A 19633-nucleotide genomic window follows, 5' to 3' on the forward strand; every position below is an offset into this window, starting at 1 on the left:
AAAATGACAGATAATAAACAATTAATACCAATTGTGATTGATACTAGTGTATTTATCCATATTCTTAATCCCCAAATCAATGAAGGTAGGCATATCGACATCCTACTTGCCCGACTTGCATCCACACATCAACTTCAAATTGACAAATCAGGTAAAATTGACCTTGAGTATAAAAAGAAGCTTGTGGAAACAATCAAGAATATGGACGAGCAAAGGTTTGAAAAATACACTCTCCAGTTCTGGATTTTAATCAAGGAAAAAAATATAATAGACATTGAACCATCAGAGCAATTAAGAAATGGGATAGAAAAGATTATTAATGATAAAACCAAAAGTGTTGATCGTTGCCTTGTAGCAACTGCTGCTTTAACTACTGCGGATTTAATTACTAATGATGGTGTAGACATTTTGAATAATGCTTCAGACCTGCATAAAGAAATTAAAAGAAATAAACTAAAAAAAATTAAATTAATGAATTCCCAAGCGGCACACACTAATTATTGTATAAATACGAATTAAAAATCACAAATCCTTGTTAGGGAATATTGAAAAAGCTATGATATCTACATCTACAATTCACCAGCTTATTATAAATTCCCCCTATGAGGAGCCAAAAAAATATTGGCAGTACAATTACCAAACTCGTCTGTTTAAACTTGTAGAAGGCAGAAGATCCGCAGGTTACACGATCGCTTCTGAAAACTCAAAATCTTTTGATGTTCCTGGTAAATTTGTTGAAATTCCTCTAGTTAACCAAATACGTCTGCGTGTCAAAGCTTGGTGTGAGAATGGGCATCCCGGCGTTACAGGTGTTACCAAGCGTCTATTAGAACACTGGCACAATCCAGAAGAACGTGATTTGCCTTTGTTCTTTTGTCAGTTAGAAGCAATAGAAACCTTAATCTGGATGGTTGAATCTCCACCATCTGACAAGGTTGGTATTGATATTCCCTCTGATGGTGGAGCATTCAAACGTCTCTGCTGCAAAATGGCGACAGGCTCAGGAAAAACAATCGTCATGGCAATGCTAATTGCATGGCAAATCCTTAACAAAGTCACCTACCCCCAAGATCACCGCTTTTCCAAAGCCATCTTTATTGTCGCACCCGGACTAACAGTTAAAAATCGCCTTCAAGTTCTAATTCCTTCCGCCGAAAACAATTATTATGAGATTTTTAACATCATTCCTCTTGGCTTGTTTGATAAGCTGCGTCAGGGTAAAGTCCTAGTACGTAATTGGCACATTCTCAATTGGGAAACACAGGAACAGATTGAGAAAAAGAAGGGAGTAGATAAACGTGGAGCAAAAAGTGACGAAGCTTATGTCAGGGATATTTTAGGTGAACTTGCTAATTTTAGGAACCTTCTAGTCATCAACGATGAAGCACATCATGCTTGGCGGATTCCTGCTGAATCTAAAATAAAGGGCATTAGTAAAGAAGATATTGAGGAAGCAACAAAATGGATTGGTGGACTTGATCGTATCCACAGGGCTAGAGGAATACTCACCTGTTTTGATTTTTCCGCCACACCCTTTGTACCTTCTGGCAAGAGAAGTTCTGAAGAAGCTTTATTCGGCTGGATTGTTAGTGATTTTGGGTTAAATGATGCCATTGAATCAGGTTTAGTTAAAACTCCCCGTGTTGTTATTCGTGATGATGGCAGGCTTAACCTCAAAGATTTTAAATCTCGTTATTATCACTTATATAATGATGTTGAAGTTAAAGATGATTTCAATCGCAAAGCAAAACCAGATGAATCTTTACCTGATTTACTAAATAATGCTTATTATTTGTTAGGTAAAGACTGGTTAGAAACAGCCAAAGCTTGGGAGCAAGCTGGACATAAAGTTCCTCCAGTAATGATTTCTGTTGCTAACCAAACTGAAACCGCAGCCCGGATTAATTATGCCTTCAATCATAATAAAATTCAAATAGAAGAACTTTGCATTCCAGAACGCACTCTCCACATAGACTCTAATGTTCTGAAAATGGCAGAGGCTCAGGAAGAAAGTTCTGAGATACAATACAAAACCTCAGATACTAATGAAGACGATACATCTGATGAAGAAAATACTCCCAAGTTAACTAAACAGCAGCAAGCAGAACTTTTAAGACAAAAGGTTGACACCGTTGGTCAAGTTGGTAAACCAGGTGAACAAATTCAAAATGTGATCTCAGTTGGGATGCTGTCTGAAGGATGGGATGCTAAAACAGTAACTCACATTATGGGTATTAGAGCCTTCACCAGCCAACTTCTCTGTGAACAAGTTGTGGGTAGAGGCTTGAGAAGAACTGCTTACGACATTAACCCTGAAACCAATTTACTTGAACCAGAGTATGTCAACATTTTTGGTGTTCCCTTTACCTTTATTCCCCATGAATCTAATGAAGAAACAACACCTGCACCTCCTCAACCTAAAACTGAAATCAAACCCGACCCAGAAAAGCAAGAGTTTGAAATTAGCTTTCCTAATATCATCCGAGTTGATTACATTTATAAGCCTGAACTTAAGCTTAATTTAAGTCAAGTTGAGCCTTTAGAGTTAGATGCTTTTGATAATAGTACACTGGCTGAATTAGCGCCAATTGTTGATGGTAAACCGGATGTCACAAAAATTAAGGGGATTGATCTGGAAGATTTAGGGCGCAAATTTCGGATGCAGAAAATTGCCTTTGAGACTGCCAGAGATATCTTTGATCAGATGAAACCTGGATGGAAAGGTAATCGAGAATATTTATTAGCCAAGCTGATTAGATTAGTGGAAGACTTTATTGACTCAGGTTTAATCCGAATTAGTCCACCTTTATTCAATTTAGATGAAATTCGACGGCGGATTATTATTACTCTCAATCTGAGTAAATTAGTTCAGCACATTTGGAATGCTATTTATTTAGAAAATACAGAAGCAATTGAACCTGTTTTTGACCAAAATCATCCAATTCGCTCTACTGGTGATATGCGCTTATGGTATACGGGTAAGCCATGTGAATACACGCGGAAGTCACACATAACCTGCTGTACTTTCGATAGTACATGGGAAGCTAGTGAAGCATTTGAATTAGATAGAAATCCCAATGTTGAGGCTTGGGTTAAGAATGACCATCTGGGGTTTGAAATTCTCTACATATTTGAAGGGGTTGTTCGCAAATATCGGCCAGACTTTATTATTCGGATAAAAACTGGGAGTTTCTTGATTTTAGAAACTAAAGGCCGTTATAGTCAAAAAGACGCAGCTAAAAGTGTATTTTTAGATCAATGGATTCAAGCAGTTAATCAGCATGGTGGCTTTGGTTTTTGGCAACGGGATATATCCAGAAATCCAGCTGACGTTAAGATGATTTTAGATAGGGCGGTTTCTCTGTCAAAATAAAGAAGTGAGATTCCTGGATATAAACGACTACTAAACAATTAAAAGAAGGGAAATTCGCTGAAGTCGATAACTAAAACGTATGTTTCATATTCAGGACTTCTACCAATTCTTAATTACGAATTACGAATTACGAATTACGAATTAGTACAAGTCCTATTATTTAGGAATTTGCAAGTTGTCGGTAGCGTTCTTGAACTTCCTGAATCGAAAACAAAGTTTCAAACTTCAAGCCTGCTGACTGATACAACTCACTTCCCCCTTGTTCTCGATCTACTAGTGAAATTACTTGATTGACGGTATAACCTGCATCTTTAAGACGCTCAACTGCTTTCAGAGCAGATTGCCCAGTTGTCACGACATCTTCCAAAACTACTACTTTTGCGCCTTCAGATAAACTGGGGCCTTCTATATAAGCTCTTGTCCCGTAACCCTTGGCTTCCTTACGAATAATCAATGCTGGTATCGGGCGGTTTTCATAAACAGAAACTATACTCACTGCTGTCACAATTGGATCAGCCCCCATCGTTAAACCACCCACAGCCTGTGTATCTACAGGTAATAAAGGGAACAGCAATCGTCCTACTGCCAAAGCGCCTTGAGGATGGAGTGTTACCTGTGTCTTGTTGACGTAATAAGAACTACGTAGCCCGGAAGAGAGGAGAAAATCGCCCTCTTGATAAGCAAGTTGACAAAATAAATCTAGTAGCTTGTGGCGCAAGGTAGTCAAATCAGTAGTGGTTGCCCAAATATCTGAGTGGGTAAGAGTTTCAGTAGGATACGTCATTACAAAACATTAAAAGTTGTGCTACACCAAAGGTTGAACTCATGAGAGTTCTGAACTTAAGCATAAATTAAGATTGCCCAAAAATTGAGGAGTCAGAAACGTGCATATAAAATTCAAAACCTTTGGTGGTTTATTAGTGCTATTTGCTGTTGGTATTGCTTTTCCCTCTGTTGCATCTGCCCAAACCGCAACACCCAATTATGAAACGACGAATGATGTATTTGAACGAGCTTATTTTCGTCACGATCGCAATTTCTACGAAAATGGTAGCCTGAAGCGTCAGCTCGACTCATTTCTCGGATCTGGTTCTGGTTTCGGTGGTTCCTTCCCAGAAAATGAAATTGCCCGCGATGCGGAGTTGGTTAACACTTTATATCATGATGTCTTGACTCAGCAAGTCGGCAATGATCCTTATATTCGCACTCCTGATTTACCAAATCCTTATGACACATCACTGATTATGTCTCCGCGTTTAAATAGCAACAAACTCAAAGTGGGAACTGAATTCCGGTTTGAAACTTTACCATCCCGGTAAGATTGAGGAGTGGGCAAGTGGTAGTACTGAGTGCTGAGTGGGAAATCTCACTTCTTTACTCAGGACTCTTAACTCAGAACTGATTTGCCCAATTCCACGTGCCCTTTATGTCTCTATTACTGCTTTTTGATGATTCAGTGCGCCCTGCTGGAATCGAACCAGCCTTAAGGCGAATTATGAGTTCGCTGCCTCCCCAATCGGCCAAAGGCGCATATTTTTTTGGGTTTCGGTTGCTATGAGTAAATTGCTTTAACTCTTAGGTCAACTTTATTTGCTAATTTTAGACTGAGGAAAATACCTCATGCACTAACTTTAGCCAATTCCGTAATTATAGCATAAATTTACCGCTTGTGAATACTGGACAATTATTCCCCAGATTTTTATACTACATAATTTGATCATGGATATAGTGCAAACTAATATTGATTAAGTTCCTTTAAGGATTGAGGTCAAAAGCTTCACTATTCTTAAATAGACCAGCATTCTCTTGTGATAGCTTGTCAGCGATGAAAATAAATTCTACTGTACTTCTTACTTTGATTTTGTTAATTCTGATGATGGGAGCAGGTTCTGTGAGCGCGTTTTTGGGGTTTGAACTAGGGAGTTCAGCACTTAAAGGCGTTACCACACCAGACGGGCGTCCCACAACCAAATTTGCCAGCAATAAGGCAAATAACTCCCAACAGGGAGGGCTAGTGCTATTAAAAGAGGAAGAGATTCTGAAAATTGTCAAGGCGCGAATTGAGGGTAAGACCAAGGCTGCTAAATCAGAAAAGCTAGAGGAAGATGATGAAGAAACCAATAGCAGCAAGCAGAAGCCAGAGGAAAAACCCCCAGAAGTGGTTGAAGAAAAACCCCTACCAGGTTTTCCGGTTACTGCCCAGAGTGAGGGTGTAACCATGACTGTGCAATCTGCCCGCTACTCTGGTGGTGATTTGCTACTGAAAGTGAAAATGCAGAACAAAGGTAAGGATTCTGTGCGCTTCCTGTATAGTTTTTTAGATGTTACCGATGATAAAGGACGAACCCTAAGTGCAAGTACAGAGGGTTTACCAACAGAATTGCCTGTAAATGGGCCAGCATTTTCAGGTACAGTGAGCATTCCCACAGCTTTACTTGATGATGTCAAGAAAATATCACTTGCTCTCACTGATTATCCCGCTCAAAAATTGAAGCTAGAGGCATCGGATATTCCTGTAGAAAGGTAGATGGGCATTGGGCATTGGGCATTGGGCATTGGTGATTATCAGTTATTTTTTACTATTCCCTATTCCCTATTCCCCTAAATGGAGGGCGTGAGTTTTACACGAGCTTTGGCGGTGAGTGGTTTTCCTAATTTAATTTGGACAGACGTGGCGCTGCGGTTATTGTCAGTGCTACTACTGATTGCCATAAATGCCTTTTTTGTGACAGCGGAATTTTCGATGGTGAGCGTGCGGCGATCGCGTATTCACCAGCTAGTTAAGGCTGGGGATATTCCAGCGATCGCTGTAGAAATGCTACAACGTAGTATTGACCGACTGCTATCTACCACCCAATTAGGCATTACCCTCTCTAGTTTGGCGCTGGGATGGATTGGCGAAAGTACGATTGTCGTACTGGTAAATGCATGGCTAAGATCCTGGCCTTTACCGAGTGGGATGACTACATTTCTCGCCCATTCCCTATCAATTCCCATTGCCTTTTTCTTAATTGCCTATTTGCAAATTGTGATCGGAGAACTATGTCCTAAATCCTTAGCCATGCTGTACTCAGAACAGCTAGCAAGGTTTTTGGGGCCTTCGGTAAAAGCGATCGTGCGTTTTTTTGGCCCCTTTATCTGGATTCTCAACCAATCAACTCGTTGCTTGTTGCGGATTTTTGGTATCCAATACACAGGTCAAGGCTGGCGACCGCCTGTAACCCCTGAAGAATTGCAACTGATTATCTCAACAGAATGGGGGTCTACTGGTTTACAGCGTGCAGAGCGAGAACTGCTCAATAATGTTTTTGAGTTTGGGGATGTTATGGCTCAAGATGTAATGATCCCTCGCACCAGTATTATCACGCTGCCAAAAGATGCTACCTTCCAGACATTACTCAGGGAAATGGCTTCTACTGGTTACTCTCGCTATCCCGTGATTGGTGAATCTTTAGACGATGTTCTCGGCATTGTTTATTTTAAAGATTTGGCACAACCTTTAGCTGTAGGAAAGCTCAGTTTAGAGACACAGATCCAACCTTGGATGCGTCCCGCCCGGTTTGTTCCAGAACACACGTCTTTGAGTGAACTTTTGCCCATGATGCAGCAAGAGAAACCCGCTATGGTCATGGTAGTGAATGAATTTGGCGGTACTGTGGGACTAGTGACAATCAAAGATGTCATTGCCGAAATCATTGGCGATCCCAGCGAACCGGAAAACAGCGACGACTTACTGATTCAGATGTTAGATAAGCAGAAATTTCTGGTGCAGGCACAAATCAACCTTGAAGACCTCAACGAAGTTTTGCATCTTAATTTGCCCTTGACCAGAGAATACCAAACACTAGGGGGCTTTTTACTATACGAGTTACAGAAAATTCCTACAAAAGGCGAAACCTTCTGTTATCAAAATCTCGAATTCACTGTGATATCAATTGTTGGGCCACGCTTGCATCAAATTCAACTACGACGGCTAGAGGAGGAGGGGGAGTAGGGGGATGAGGAAGCAGGGGGAGCAGGGGAGCAGAGGGGAAATACCAATGCCCAATGCCTCTACTGTGCATACGCCAGTGGATCAACAAGTCCCAATTCAGCAAAAGCTGCTAGCCGCAAGCGACAAGAATCACACACGCCGCAAGCAATATCACCACCAGCATAGCAAGACCAAGTTAGCTCCCAAGGAACTCCCAATTGGTTCCCCAGTTGGATGATTTCGGTTTTTTTCAGGTTGATTAGGGGTGCAACAATATTAATTGGTTGTCCCTCACGCCCTTGTTTAGTTCCCAGGCGAAAAACTTCCTGCATTGCCTGGATATAGTCGGGGCGACAGTCAGGATATCCTGAGTAATCTAAGGCATTAACGCCGATATAGACACGCTCTGCGGTGATCGCTTCGGCGTAACCAAGAGCAAAGCTCAGAAAAATAGTATTACGAGCCGGTACATAAGTGACAGGAATATTTTGAGACATTTCATCCAGCGATCGCTCCTGGGGTAAATCAATGGCATTATCGGTAAGTGCGGAACCGCCCCATTGCCGTAAGTCAAAATTAACCACCTGATGTTTTGCGATCGCAGCTTTTTGAGCGATAGTGAGGGCTGACTGTAACTCTCGTCGGTGTCGCTGCTGGTAATCAAAGGAAATAGCATGACATTCACAGCCATCAGCCTGAGCCTTGTACAGAATTGTGGAAGAGTCCAATCCCCCGGATAACAGAATTACAGCTTTCATCTCAGTTGCAAGTTTTGGATTTCAAATCGCCAAATCAAACCTTAACAAGATGCCAGAAAGCAATGTCAAGGAGAATTTATACTTAGGTCTTACTGAATTTTTTCAAGTTAATAAAAAAACATATATTTTTGTAGAAAGTGCAAAATCCAAACCAAACTCGAAATATCTATACAAAAGATATTTGGATTACGGGAACCGATCACAAACTTTGAAATTCTTCATAAACATAGGCTCTATGTTACCATCTGGATGGTTTTAGACGGATCGTAACTGGCTTTCGAGTATAAACGCCAACGGCCGTAGCGTCTCTAAATTTGGTGGTTGAGGAGAGAATAATAGTGCAAGATAGCATGTCAGTGGCAGAACCGAATCTATATACACAGCGCAACCAGCCACGACCGATCCGCATAGGCGTGATTGGAGTGGGTAACATGGGACAACACCACGCTCGCGTGCTGAGTTCAATGAAAGATGTTGAACTAGTCGGAGTGGCAGATATTAACGTCGAGCGAGGATTAGAAACTGCCAGCAACTACAAGGTGCGTTTTTTTGAAGATTACTGTGACCTGCTACCCCTTGTGGAAGCAGTTTGTGTCGCTGTTCCCACCCGTCTGCACTATGCCGTGGGCATCAACTGTCTGTTAGCGGGAATTCATGTTTTGATTGAAAAACCGATCGCAGCCAGTATTTCAGAGGCAGAGTCTTTAGTCAATGCTGCGGCTGAGTCTGGGTGTATCCTGCAAGTGGGACATATTGAGCGTTTCAACCCAGCTTTTAAAGAATTGAGCCAAGTATTGAAAACAGAGGAATTGCTGGCGCTAGAAGCCCACAGAATGAGTCCTTACTCAGATCGGGCAAATGATGTTTCGGTTGTGCTGGATTTAATGATCCATGACATCGACCTACTTCTGGAATTAGCTGCTTCCCCAGTCACAAAATTGACTGCTAGCGGGACTCGCTCCTTAGACTCTGGTTATTTAGATTACGTAACCGCCACCTTGGGGTTTGCCAATGGTATTGTTGCTACTCTGACTGCCAGTAAAGTCACCCACCGAAAAATTCGCCGGATTGTCGCCCATTGCAAAAATTCGTTTACTGAGGCAGATTTCCTCAAGAATGAAATTTTGATTCACCGACAAACCACTGCTAATTCTCTCACCGACCACCGACAAGTACTTTACAGGCAAGATGGTGTGATTGAAAAAGTCTACACCAGCAACATTCAACCTTTGAGTGCAGAATTAGAACATTTTGTCAACTGTGTACACGGTGGCAATCAACCCTCAGTAGGTGGTGAACAAGCTCTCAAAGCCCTGAGACTGGCAAGCTTGATTGAACAGATGGCGCTGGAAGATCGAGTTTGGAATCCGCTAGACTGGCAATCGGAACCAAGAGTACAATCATTGACCCCGACAGCCTAGAAGAAGATGCACAGAGGGGGACAAGGGGGACAAGATAAAATTTTTTCCTTTCTTTCCCCCCTGCTCCCCTATTCCCTTCATCTTTCCCACAGCATCAACCTCAGAAGCAAGCCCTAAAGTATGTCCTAAAGTATGTTTTTAAACTTGCCATCAAATCTTTAGATCCTCCCTAGTCCTTCTAAAAAGGTAGCTAAGGGGGATCTAAAAAATTAGAGAATAAAACCTAGTAGTTCGTTTGATGAATTTTGTAAAGTTCGTAGTGAGCCATTTATCACTCAAATTCAAGGGCTAGAGCTACTGACTATGAACTTTTATAACCCTCAAAATTAATGAAACAAACCCCTAGCTTCTACTTGTCTTACTCTGTTTATCAATTGCGACGCAGGGATAATTACCTTTTTATAACTTACGTAAAAATAGGGAAAGCCCGATTTTTAGATAGGGAAAATACCGTGCGAGAAGCCGCCTTGCGTTTACATCAATTACCCCGATAGGATGTGATTTTGCCTAAATGCTTGCTTTTAAAAAAGCTAAGGCTGAATTTAGTAACAAGACTAGTACAGCAATTTCAGGAATTGACTCAATGCTTGAATGGATAACTAATACTATCAACTATTTTGGCCATTGGGGAATTGCCCTACTAATGTTCTTAGAGAACCTTTTTCCCCCCATTCCTTCAGAATTGATCATGCCATTGGCTGGATTTACAGCAAGTCCATATCAGCCAGGAGGGGCAAAGCTGAATATCATTGGTGTGTTTTTCGCAGGACTTTTGGGTTCTGTATTAGGCGCACTTATTTGGTATTATCCGGGTAAGTTTTTGGGCGAAACTCGTTTGAAAGCTTGGGCTGACAAGTATGGCAAATGGCTGGCTATATCTAGTAAAGATATCACCAAGGCCAAAAAGTGGTTTGACCGCCAAGGTAGAAAAGCAGTATTAATTGGTCGCCTTGTACCTGGAATCCGTACCTTGATTTCTGTTCCCGCAGGTATTAGCAATATGCCCTTGCTACCATTTCTGTTTTACACTACCTTAGGTAGCGCTGCTTGGGTGGGCTTGCTAACATACTCAGGATACATATTGGGTAGTCAGTATGAACTTGTGGACAAATACCTTGCTCCTGTATCCAAAATCGTACTTGGGGGTCTGGTTTTGGCATTTGTTTTCTGGATATTCAAGCGCCAGTTAAGACGTACTAGAAGATGAAACACGGACGCTTTTGGTTTGAAAGCAGTGAAAGCAGGGGTTACATCTGGCCAAAATTCGCCTACACTATGCCAAATAATACTAGATGTACGTTGGCAAAGCCCATCGGAGGTATCGCCGGAATTAATTTTTGGCGTATTTCTAGCTACACTTGACGCAACCTAGAATTTCTGGTTGCTCGCATTTTTGTAAGATGAGCATGACAACTTTTTACAGTTAAGTTTGTGAACTAGGAGCTTTCATGACAGACCAACCTTCCGCCGCTACCCCAATCAATGCTGCTGCTATACCCATGAATAGGCAGCCGTTAGCATCAACTCCCATCAATGCTGTTAATAATAATCCTCCCAAGCCAGCCGGTGTTCCGGGAAAAACCATTCTCAGTGTTGACTTAGGCAGAACTTCCACAAAAACTTGTGTGAGTCGCGAACCCGGCAATGTGGTGTTCGTGCCTGCTAACGTCAAGCAGATGTCAATAGAACAAGTCCGCGGTGGTGTTTTTGAAGCCAGGGCTACTGATCCCTTAATGGATTTGTGGCTGGAGTATCAAGGAAATGGATATGCTGTTGGTCAACTAGCAGCCGATTTTGGGGCGAATCTAGGAGTTGGCCAATCTAAGGTAGAGGCTGCACTAGTAAAAGTGTTAGCAAGTGCTGGCTACTTCAAACTCAGAGACGATATCTCAGTAGTACTGGGTCTGCCTTTTCTTTCCTTGGAGCAATTTGAAAAGGAAAAAGCACAGTTGATTAGCCAAGTAGGTGGCCCTCATGTGTTGAACTTCCGAGGCGAATCTGTGTCGCTGAACGTCAATAAGGTATGGGTAATGCCAGAAGGCTACGGTAGCCTGCTGTGGTCTGAAGCTCAACCGAAGAAAAGTCCTGGTAGCCCTGATTTTACAAAAATATCGGTGGCGATCGTCGATATTGGTCATCAAACCGTCGATCTTTTGATGGTAGATAACTTCCGTTTTGCCAGAGGTGCTTCTAAGAGCGAAGACTTCGGGATGAATAAGTTTTATGAATTGGTGTCTGCCGAAATTGAGGGAGCAGATAGTCAATCTCTAGCGCTGATTTCCGCTGTAAACAAACCCAGAGGTGAACGCTTTTATCGTCCTAAAGGCGCTAGCAAGCCCACCAACCTAGATGATTTTCTTCCTAACCTTACGGAGATGTTTTCTCGCGAAATCTGTAGCCGTGTGCTAGCCTGGTTGCCAGAACGCGTCACTGATGTGATTCTTACTGGCGGCGGTGGTGAGTTCTTCTGGGACGACGTTCAACGTCTGCTCAAAGAAGCAAAGATTAATGCTCATTTAGCAGCACCTTCCCGTCAGGCGAATGCTTTGGGGCAGTATATTTATGGAGAGGCACAATTATCCTCCAATCGCGCTGCTAGGGCATAAAGCTGATGTTCCAATGGTCAAAAAAGGTAGTTAAATCCGTCACGTTCAACCCAGAGCTTGCTGATGAAAGCTTGTTAGCGCAAGTAGAAAGTTATTTGGAAAAACAACCAGACAAGACTTTCAGCGACCTCTGTAAAGAAGCCTTATGGCAATCTTTATGTGTACCGGAACCTGTACAACCTGCTCCACAAACAGCAGTAACAACACCGATTGATCAACAAATCGGTGAACTGCAACGTCAAGTGGCTGGACTTGAGGAACGTTTTTTTGCCAAGGGATCTAATCGTTTGGAGGCGATGGAACATCATCTACTGCAACTTTCTCAACAAGTCGCACAACTGGCGCTCATAGTCAATGATCGATCATTCATTCCGTCTCCAACTCAATTAGAAGTAGTAAATAATACTTCTTATACTGTTGCTACCCCTCCTCAAGAGGTTGACCCCGTAATCAGTCGCCTTAGTCAGTTTCTCGATGATTTTTAAGGAAAAATCATGTTTGTGAGCAGTTTTTGCTCATGTTAACAATCCTTAATAGTATTCACTATTAAGGATTATTAATGTTTATTGATATTTTTTAGAAGTGGAATTTCTGGCGCGAAGCGCCTTTGAGTCTTTGCAACTAATTAAGTTTGGTAAAAAAGCGATCGCGCATAGAGATTTCGCGGTGATTAAAATTATTGTAGCTGGGCGATCGCTCTTATTAGGGAACTCCAAGAAATAAATTATTCAATTTTGTGGGTCGGCGTCTCGCCCGCCCTACAATAGTTAATTGGATATTTTTTATGTGGAAGTCCCTTACCAAGCAGATTTTACTCAACACTGACTATGAGTAATAACCTCAAAATAACTTTACATTCCCTACATAATGTATGATTTTCTCAGAACTAGGGACAGTATATTGAATTAGTAAGAGGGTTTATCTGTGGATAATCTAGAGCAGTGTTATCAGGTTTTAGATGTTTCATCTGATGCTTCTGTTGATGAGATTAAGCAAGCTTACAAAGATTTATTTCAAGTTTGGCATCCAGATCGTTATGCTCATAATCCTCGCTTACAAAGAAAAGCTGAAGCTGAGTTGAAAGCAATTAATTCAGCATACGAAATAATAATGGAGTCTTTAGCTTCTGGTCATAATGTCAGAAAAACAACTATAGGAATCATATTTGATTTCTGAAAAAAGGTTGGAAACAACCGTTCTCAGTTATTGATATTGATGTTAATCAAAATCTTCTGCGTACTAAAAGGTCTGCTCTTGGAAAATCATATCTTGAAGTCTGGCAACTTGACACAGGTGAATTAATTAATGTTAAACATTTAAACTGCGAGATAAGCGACTCATCTGTATTAACGTCATATAACAAGTCATATAAAATAAGTCCAGATAGCAAATTACTTGTTAACCTTCAGCAGAGTAGTGATAGTGACTATTTTATTATTCAAGTATGCGACCTAACTAATGGCGAACGTGTTCATACTTTATCTAAAATAGCTAAGTATCTAAATGTAGAATTCAGTCCTGATAGCAAAATTCTTGCTATTGGCAATAGGAATAGTTGGAATAAGACGATTGAGCTATATAATTTGGAAACAGGAAAAATTGACCAGTCTTTTATTGATGTTACGAACTCGATTGCATTGAATAAAACTCTTACTTTCACTCCTGATGGTCGATTTTTACTCACTGGAAGTGATAATGGTATGAGGATTTGGCGGATACGTTAGGTACTCGAATCCAAAAATTCGCTCACTTTTGTGTTGAAACAGCCGAATATTATTAGTACATATTTTTACTAGATTCTTTTTTTACTCTGCACACTGTATAAATGCTAGAATCCTCAAGTAGACAGTTAGGATACCTAGATGCCAGTTGTAGCTAACTCAATCAAGTTTGGTACAGACGGCTGGCGGGGCGTTATCGGTGACGAGTTCACCTTTGAACGTCTAGCCCTGGTCGCGCCAGTTGCCGCAAAAGTATTATATGATACGTATTTTTCTATAGTTGGTAGCCGAACAATAATTGTCGGTTACGATCGCCGATTCATGGCTGAAGACTTTGCTCGTGCTGTTGCCGATACTGTCAGTGCTGTGGGATTTGATGTGCTACTGAGCGAGAGCTATGCCCCAACCCCAGCTTATAGCTGGGCGGCAAAAGAACTCAATGCTTTAGGGGCACTAGTAATTACAGCCAGCCATAATCCTGGTAAATATTTGGGTTTAAAAGTCAAGGGTTATTTTGGTGGATCAGTACCGCCAGAAGTCACCAAAGAGATAGAAGATCAGTTGTCGGTGGGAGTACCATTAGCAGCTACCCCAGGTAAGCAAGAGAAATTCGATCCTTGGCCCAGTTATACCCAAGCGCTAGAAGGTAAAGTTGATATTGCCAAACTTCGAGAAGCGATCGCATCTGGTAAATTGACGTTATTTGCTGATGTCATGCATGGCGCTGCTGCTGGCGGATTGGCGAGATTACTAGGCAATCAAGTCAAAGAAATCAACAGTGATCGCGATCCCCTATTTGGTGGCGGTGCACCGGAACCCTTACCTAAATACCTTTCAAAGCTATTTGAAGTCATCAAGACTCACCGAGAAACCGATAAATCAGGTTTAACGGTGGGGTTGGTATTTGATGGAGACTGCGATCGCATTGCAGCAGTAGATGGAGAAGCCAACTTCCTAAGTTCCCAAGTCTTAATCCCGATATTAATTGACCATTTAACCCTGCGGCGCGGTTTTACTGGAGAAATAGTCAAAACTGTTAGTGGTTCCGACTTGATGCCCCTTGTAGCAGCACTACATAACCTCTCAGTCTTTGAAACAGCAGTTGGTTATAAATATATTGCTGACAGAATGTTAGCAGCAAAAGTGTTACTGGGTGGCGAAGAGTCGGGAGGAATTGGCTATGGTAGCCATATTCCTGAACGTGATGCCCTACTGTCAGCATTGTACGTCCTAGAGGCGATCGTCGAATCTGGTTTGGATTTAGGTGAATATTATCGCTACTTGCAGAAAAAAACAGGGTTTACCTCAGCTTACGATCGCATTGATTTACCCTTAGCAAGTATGGAAGTGCGATCGCGTCTTTTACAACAACTGCAAACCCAACCCTTAACAGAAATCGCAGGTAAGGCAGTGATTGATTGTCAAACAATTGACGGCTACAAGTACCGCCTTGCAGATAAAAGCTGGTTAATGATTAGATTTAGCGGGACTGAACCAGTTTTACGCCTCTACTGCGAAGCCCCGACAATTGAGCAAGTGCATCAAACTCTTGCTTGGGCGAAACAGTGGGCGGAGTAAAATTCATTATTAGTCATTAGTCATTTGTCCTTTGTCCTTTGTCCTTGGTAAATAACTAATGACTAATAACCAATGACCAATGACTAATGACCAATGACCAAATTACTCGTAGTAGCGACAGGAAATCCAGGTAAGTTGCGGGAAATGCAGGCTTACCTGGAAAATTCTGGTTGGGAATTAACCCTCAAACCGGAAGAATTGGAAATTGAAGAGACTGGTGAAACTTTTGCCGCTAACGCTTGTCTGAAAGCGTCACAAATTGCTAAAGCTACGGGAAACTGGGCAATTGCTGATGATTCGGGCTTGCAAGTAGATGCCCTAAATGGCGCACCAGGGGTGTATTCTGCACGTTACGCCAAAACGGACTCAGAACGGATTGCTAGGATATTGAGCGAATTAGGCAATGAGGTAAATCGGCAAGCTCAGTTTGTTTGTGCAGTAGCGATCGCTCGTCCTGATGGTGCGATCGTATTACAATCTGAAGGTGTTTGTCGTGGCGAAATTCTCCACGCACCTCGTGGTGATAGTGGTTTCGGCTACGACCCAATTTTTTATGTGCAAGAGTTGCAATTGACCTTTGCTGAGATGACACGGGAGTTGAAGGGATCAATTAGCCATCGAGGCAAGGCTTTTACAGCTTTACTTCCGCAGTTGGAGAGAGTTAAGAGTTAGGGGAGACGCGATTAATCGCGTCTGTACAAGAGTTAGGATTTATGAATTCTGCTAAATTTTCTTCATTAGTCCTGACTCACAACTCATAACTCTTAACTCATAACTTTTTTAAACTGCCTCTGTGTTCTTTTCGCCGGTGCGAATCCGAATCACTTGCTCAACAGGCGAGATGAAAATTTTACCATCGCCGATTTCACCAGTGCGGGCAGCAGCAATAATTTTGTCTACCACCATATCAACTTGATTGTCGTCAACTACGATTTCCACTTTGAGTTTTTGGAGAAACTCAACGGTGTACTCAGAACCGCGATACCGTTCAGTTTGACCTTTCTGCCGTCCGAACCCCCGAACTTCAGAAACAGTCATGCCAACAATACCAGCGTTGACCAAGGCAATTTTTACCTCATCTAGCTTAAATGGGCGGATAATAGCTTCTACTTTTTTCATCTTCTTGACTCCTGACTTCTACTAGCTTCGTTTATATATCTAACCAGATCCGCTGTCTGAAGCTGTAACTAGCAGTGCTTTTCCTAAAACATATGTAATAATTACCACTTTTTTAAAGTGTAGATGCTTTGCTTGAGGGTTTGGGACATGAGAACCAGCAAGGATTTATTAATTAGATAAGCTTTGAGGTTCTAACATAAAGAAGTTGCTGTTAATTTAGCATTTTATGTAGCTTTTATAACCTAAAAATAGATAAACTTCGCCATTTAGCAGATTTGTTCGGATATTTAGAAAGTGATTACAGACAAATTGCACGGTAGCCTGAAAGACTGTTGCTGCTGACTGTGGGAGTGTCAACTAACGTTTCTGATGTTCAAACAAGGGACGCACAACAAAATATCCCGCACTAAAGGCAGTAAGCATGATTAACAAGATGGTGATAATTAACCACCAGCCACTAACTCCCTTCACATCTGGCTCAGTAGTGGAATAATAACTTACTTGTTGCTCTTCTATAAAAACTGGTTCTGGTATCGGGAAATTCATTTCCATTACAGATGTAGAAAAGTCTTGGCGGCGGCTTTTTTCGGGTGGCGCTTTAGGTACAACTGGTGAACGCGAACGAGAAATCTGCTGACGTGGACGCGCTTGTGTTGCTGGCTGTTTGACGGCGACGTTAAAAGTTTCGCCAGCTTGCGTAGCTTGATAAGAACTAGGTGTAGCATGGGAATCCACAAAATTTTGCAAACGAGAAAAAGACTCAACCACTTTAGTAATTTCTTGGCGTAATAGTTGATTTTCTTGTGCTAGTTGCTGATTTTGGCTGGTGAGTGCATTTAGCCTCGCTTGTGCCGCTTGTAACTCTGTTGACAATTCCCTGTATACAGATAGTGGTACAGAGGGAGGGTAGGCTTGAGTAGTCGAAGTTGGCGAATTTCTGTGAACAGAACCTATGGTTGTTCGCATCGGGGGCTTGGTATTAAAAATCAAGGTAATTAGATCGTACAGAGATGCTAACAGAGATAGTCACCCCTGAAACTATGCCCAAGAATAATAGAAAAATGTCGAAAGGGCAAAGAATTTATTATTGGGGATTGGGGATTGGGTATTAAGAAAACTTTTTTTAGTCCCTAGTCCCCAGTCCCCACAATGGGAAGAAGTGTCCTACAGGGCCTTGCCCTTTGCCAATATCTAGGGCGTAAGTGAGTGCAGTAGTCACATACTCTTTTGCCTGTTGCACTGCCTGCCACAAGTCTTTTCCTTTAGCCAGATTAGCAGCGATCGCAGCCGATAGTGTACAACCAGTACCGTGGGTATTTTTTGTCTCTACCTGCTGGCAAGTCAAAACTTCCAATTTGTCCCCATCAAACCAGATATCAACGCCACGCAAATCTCCCTGCATACCTCCGCCCTTGACTAAAACAGCCTTCGTCTTTAAAGTCTTGTGAATAGTTTCAGCAGCGGCTTGCATATCTTCCAAGGAATTGATTTGTAAGCCGCTCAAAATCTGGGCTTCATAGCGATTGGGCGTCACTATAATCGCCTTGGGAATCAGAGTATGGCGCAGAGTCTTTACAGCATCATCATCAATCAATTGTGCTCCTGTACGTGACACCATTACTGGATCAACTACTAGATTATTGATTTGTAAAGTTTCCACCTGCTGGGCAACAGCAAAGATAATTTCCTGATTGAGCAACATTCCCGTTTTGGCAGCTTGTACGCCAATATCCTCAACTACTGCCTGAATTTGCGCCACGACAGCCTCTCTTGGCATGGCATCAACCCTCCTCACTCCTAGAGTATTTTGTGCCGTGACGCAGGTTATAGCACTAGTACCGTGGACACAGTGAAAAGCAAAGGTGCGTAAATCAGCTTGAATTCCTGCACCGCCACCACTATCTGAACCAGCAATGGTTAAAGCAACAGGTATTCTGGAGTTTTTTTCAGTGTTCATATTATGAAGATTAAGTTAAGTTGGCGTCATCAAACCAAATTATCTCGAACAGATTGATTGAACTAGCCTAAAACCCTCTTCCCTCTTGCCCGATCGCAACTACAAACATTTTCAGCAACCTGACTTAAGAGTGCTGTTAGCGGATAGCTAGGATTTAGCCCGTGCTGAGTTAGGAGTTCCCAGTCCCAAGTCCCTGTTCTAGTGTATGCAGTTCATAATCGCTACTTACTTCTAAGATGATCGTTGCTTGGCGACGCCGAATAGCCTGCCAAAGGCATCGCTTCTTTAAAAATATTTAGATAAACTTCATCAAATCCTTGCACAAAGCGCTTTCTATTTCCATATCACTCAGGAAATTAACAAGACTCCACCAGGCACTTCCATAGTTTTTTAGGATTTGTTGTAAAAAAACTTACCGCATTAAGGGTATTTGCTGATATCAAGTGCTATTTGTAAAGGTTACTTTTAACTAAGTTCACAAGGTTCAGTTACACCGCTTAAAACAGGTTCGACTAAGTTGTTACATTAGTTCCCTTAAGTTAAGGGGTCAACCTACTAAAGTTTCAACCAATTTAACTTTGAACATTGTAACTTTAAGTCCTCAGTTATCAGCCAGGGGTGTATTTTACCATGCCGATTCGGCAACCTCCTGACCTAAAACAACGGATAAAGTTCAAAGGAATTACTATGCCAAATACGATCGCTGTATCGAATATAGCAGATGGTAAAACTGGCTCACAAAGAGCAGCGATGTCTACGACGGGCTATTCGGCGTCGCGGCTACTACTACAGATGAAGATAGGATTCAATTCGACTCCATCCAGTCTTGCTAATCAGATGATATCTGATCACAAGCCCGGAGGCGAAGTGTCTACGTACTAATCGTCCGATCACCCTCAACAAAACCCTGACGATTGACGGTATCGATACCCCATATCCCTGGTTTAACCATCAACGGTTGACAGGAGAAAAATTTTCAGTTTTACAACAGCGTTTCTAGAACCGATGCGATTTCAACTCGCGATCGGACAACTGTGACTATCCTGAACAGTCCAGACAGATGACCTATTCAAATAACTACTTAGCAACTAAGGAAAGTTGTTGAGAGATTACTACCAATTCCCCTT

At 41.9% G+C, this 19633-nt stretch carries 20 protein-coding genes and 1 tRNA gene; 15 read left to right on the forward strand and 6 right to left on the reverse strand.

Annotated elements, in window-relative coordinates; genetic code table 11:
- Positions 1 to 3: 3 nt before the first annotated feature.
- Positions 4 to 519, forward strand: a complete 516-nt coding sequence (locus tag HWQ44_RS32030) for a hypothetical protein (protein WP_292726293.1) — start codon at positions 4 to 6, stop codon at positions 517 to 519.
- A gap of 37 nt (positions 520 to 556) precedes the next feature.
- Positions 557 to 3373 carry a BPTD_3080 family restriction endonuclease gene (locus HWQ44_RS32035; RefSeq protein WP_292726295.1) on the forward strand — a complete coding sequence of 939 codons (2817 nt, stop codon included), beginning with the start codon at positions 557 to 559 and terminating at the stop codon, positions 3371 to 3373.
- A 160-nt stretch (positions 3374 to 3533) separates the two neighbouring features.
- Here HWQ44_RS32035 and pyrE read toward each other — a convergent pair whose 3' ends face one another.
- A complete protein-coding gene (gene pyrE / locus HWQ44_RS32040; protein ID WP_292726297.1) occupies positions 3534 to 4157 on the reverse strand; it encodes an orotate phosphoribosyltransferase in 624 nt (207 codons plus the stop codon).
- A 100-nt stretch (positions 4158 to 4257) separates the two neighbouring features.
- Here pyrE and HWQ44_RS32045 point away from each other — a divergent pair, with 100 nt between their 5' ends.
- The gene (locus HWQ44_RS32045; RefSeq protein ID WP_292726299.1) at positions 4258 to 4692 is read left to right on the forward strand and encodes a hypothetical protein; all 435 of its coding nucleotides are present in this window, start codon (positions 4258 to 4260) and stop codon (positions 4690 to 4692) included.
- A gap of 138 nt (positions 4693 to 4830) precedes the next feature.
- On the opposite strand, the gene HWQ44_RS32050 is transcribed toward HWQ44_RS32045, so the two are convergent.
- Positions 4831 to 4903, reverse strand: a tRNA-Ile gene (locus tag HWQ44_RS32050).
- Positions 4904 to 5198: 295 nt separating this feature from the next.
- On the opposite strand from HWQ44_RS32050, the gene HWQ44_RS32055 reads away from it, so the two are divergent.
- Both HWQ44_RS32055 and HWQ44_RS32060 read left to right on the forward strand, forming a co-directional pair.
- Positions 5199 to 5900, forward strand: a complete 702-nt coding sequence (locus HWQ44_RS32055; RefSeq protein ID WP_292726301.1) for a hypothetical protein — start codon at positions 5199 to 5201, stop codon at positions 5898 to 5900.
- A gap of 78 nt (positions 5901 to 5978) precedes the next feature.
- Positions 5979 to 7367, forward strand: a complete 1389-nt coding sequence (locus HWQ44_RS32060) for a hemolysin family protein (RefSeq protein WP_292726303.1) — start codon at positions 5979 to 5981, stop codon at positions 7365 to 7367.
- A 59-nt stretch (positions 7368 to 7426) separates the two neighbouring features.
- Here HWQ44_RS32060 and queC read toward each other — a convergent pair whose 3' ends face one another.
- On the reverse strand, positions 7427 to 8104 hold the full coding sequence (queC, locus tag HWQ44_RS32065) for a 7-cyano-7-deazaguanine synthase QueC (RefSeq protein ID WP_292726305.1): 678 nt from the start codon (positions 8102 to 8104) through the stop codon (positions 7427 to 7429).
- A gap of 338 nt (positions 8105 to 8442) precedes the next feature.
- Between queC and HWQ44_RS32070 the strand changes: the two genes are divergently transcribed.
- The 9 genes from HWQ44_RS32070 (at position 8443) to rdgB (ending at position 16102) form a co-directional block, all read left to right on the forward strand.
- Complete coding sequence (locus HWQ44_RS32070; protein WP_292726307.1) at positions 8443 to 9525, forward strand: Gfo/Idh/MocA family oxidoreductase; 1083 nt, start codon at positions 8443 to 8445, stop codon at positions 9523 to 9525.
- A 583-nt stretch (positions 9526 to 10108) separates the two neighbouring features.
- Positions 10109 to 10732 carry a DedA family protein gene (locus tag HWQ44_RS32075; RefSeq protein ID WP_292726309.1) on the forward strand — a complete coding sequence of 208 codons (624 nt, stop codon included), beginning with the start codon at positions 10109 to 10111 and terminating at the stop codon, positions 10730 to 10732.
- A 241-nt stretch (positions 10733 to 10973) separates the two neighbouring features.
- On the forward strand, positions 10974 to 12131 hold the full coding sequence (locus HWQ44_RS32080; RefSeq protein WP_292726311.1) for a ParM/StbA family protein: 1158 nt from the start codon (positions 10974 to 10976) through the stop codon (positions 12129 to 12131).
- A 5-nt stretch (positions 12132 to 12136) separates the two neighbouring features.
- Positions 12137 to 12616, forward strand: a complete 480-nt coding sequence (locus HWQ44_RS32085; RefSeq protein WP_094347280.1) for a plasmid segregation centromere-binding protein ParR — start codon at positions 12137 to 12139, stop codon at positions 12614 to 12616.
- Positions 12617 to 12713: 97 nt separating this feature from the next.
- The gene (locus tag HWQ44_RS32090) at positions 12714 to 12854 is read left to right on the forward strand and encodes a hypothetical protein (RefSeq protein WP_292726314.1); all 141 of its coding nucleotides are present in this window, start codon (positions 12714 to 12716) and stop codon (positions 12852 to 12854) included.
- 201 nt (positions 12855 to 13055) lie between these two features.
- The gene (locus HWQ44_RS32095; RefSeq protein ID WP_292726316.1) at positions 13056 to 13307 is read left to right on the forward strand and encodes a DnaJ domain-containing protein; all 252 of its coding nucleotides are present in this window, start codon (positions 13056 to 13058) and stop codon (positions 13305 to 13307) included.
- Between the two features lie 461 nt (positions 13308 to 13768).
- Positions 13769 to 13855, forward strand: a complete 87-nt coding sequence (locus tag HWQ44_RS33735) for a WD40 repeat domain-containing protein (RefSeq protein WP_366931412.1) — start codon at positions 13769 to 13771, stop codon at positions 13853 to 13855.
- 138 nt (positions 13856 to 13993) lie between these two features.
- On the forward strand, positions 13994 to 15430 hold the full coding sequence (locus tag HWQ44_RS32100) for a phosphoglucomutase/phosphomannomutase family protein (RefSeq protein WP_292726318.1): 1437 nt from the start codon (positions 13994 to 13996) through the stop codon (positions 15428 to 15430).
- Between the two features lie 93 nt (positions 15431 to 15523).
- Complete coding sequence (gene rdgB, locus HWQ44_RS32105; RefSeq protein ID WP_292726320.1) at positions 15524 to 16102, forward strand: RdgB/HAM1 family non-canonical purine NTP pyrophosphatase; 579 nt, start codon at positions 15524 to 15526, stop codon at positions 16100 to 16102.
- Between the two features lie 108 nt (positions 16103 to 16210).
- On the opposite strand, the gene HWQ44_RS32110 is transcribed toward rdgB, so the two are convergent.
- The 3 genes from HWQ44_RS32110 to thiD form a co-directional block, all read right to left on the reverse strand.
- On the reverse strand, positions 16211 to 16549 hold the full coding sequence (locus HWQ44_RS32110; RefSeq protein ID WP_012410794.1) for a P-II family nitrogen regulator: 339 nt from the start codon (positions 16547 to 16549) through the stop codon (positions 16211 to 16213).
- Between the two features lie 357 nt (positions 16550 to 16906).
- Complete coding sequence (locus HWQ44_RS32115; protein WP_292726322.1) at positions 16907 to 17515, reverse strand: cell division protein ZapB; 609 nt, start codon at positions 17513 to 17515, stop codon at positions 16907 to 16909.
- Positions 17516 to 17672: 157 nt separating this feature from the next.
- The gene (gene thiD, locus HWQ44_RS32120) at positions 17673 to 18506 is read right to left on the reverse strand and encodes a bifunctional hydroxymethylpyrimidine kinase/phosphomethylpyrimidine kinase (RefSeq protein WP_292726323.1); all 834 of its coding nucleotides are present in this window, start codon (positions 18504 to 18506) and stop codon (positions 17673 to 17675) included.
- Between the two features lie 630 nt (positions 18507 to 19136).
- Here thiD and HWQ44_RS32125 point away from each other — a divergent pair.
- The gene (locus HWQ44_RS32125) at positions 19137 to 19388 is read left to right on the forward strand and encodes a hypothetical protein (RefSeq protein WP_292726325.1); all 252 of its coding nucleotides are present in this window, start codon (positions 19137 to 19139) and stop codon (positions 19386 to 19388) included.
- The last annotated feature ends 245 nt before the right edge of the window (positions 19389 to 19633 follow it).

Source organism: Nostoc sp. JL34 (genome assembly GCF_017114945.1).
Lineage (GTDB): Bacteria > Cyanobacteriota > Cyanobacteriia > Cyanobacteriales > Nostocaceae > Nostoc.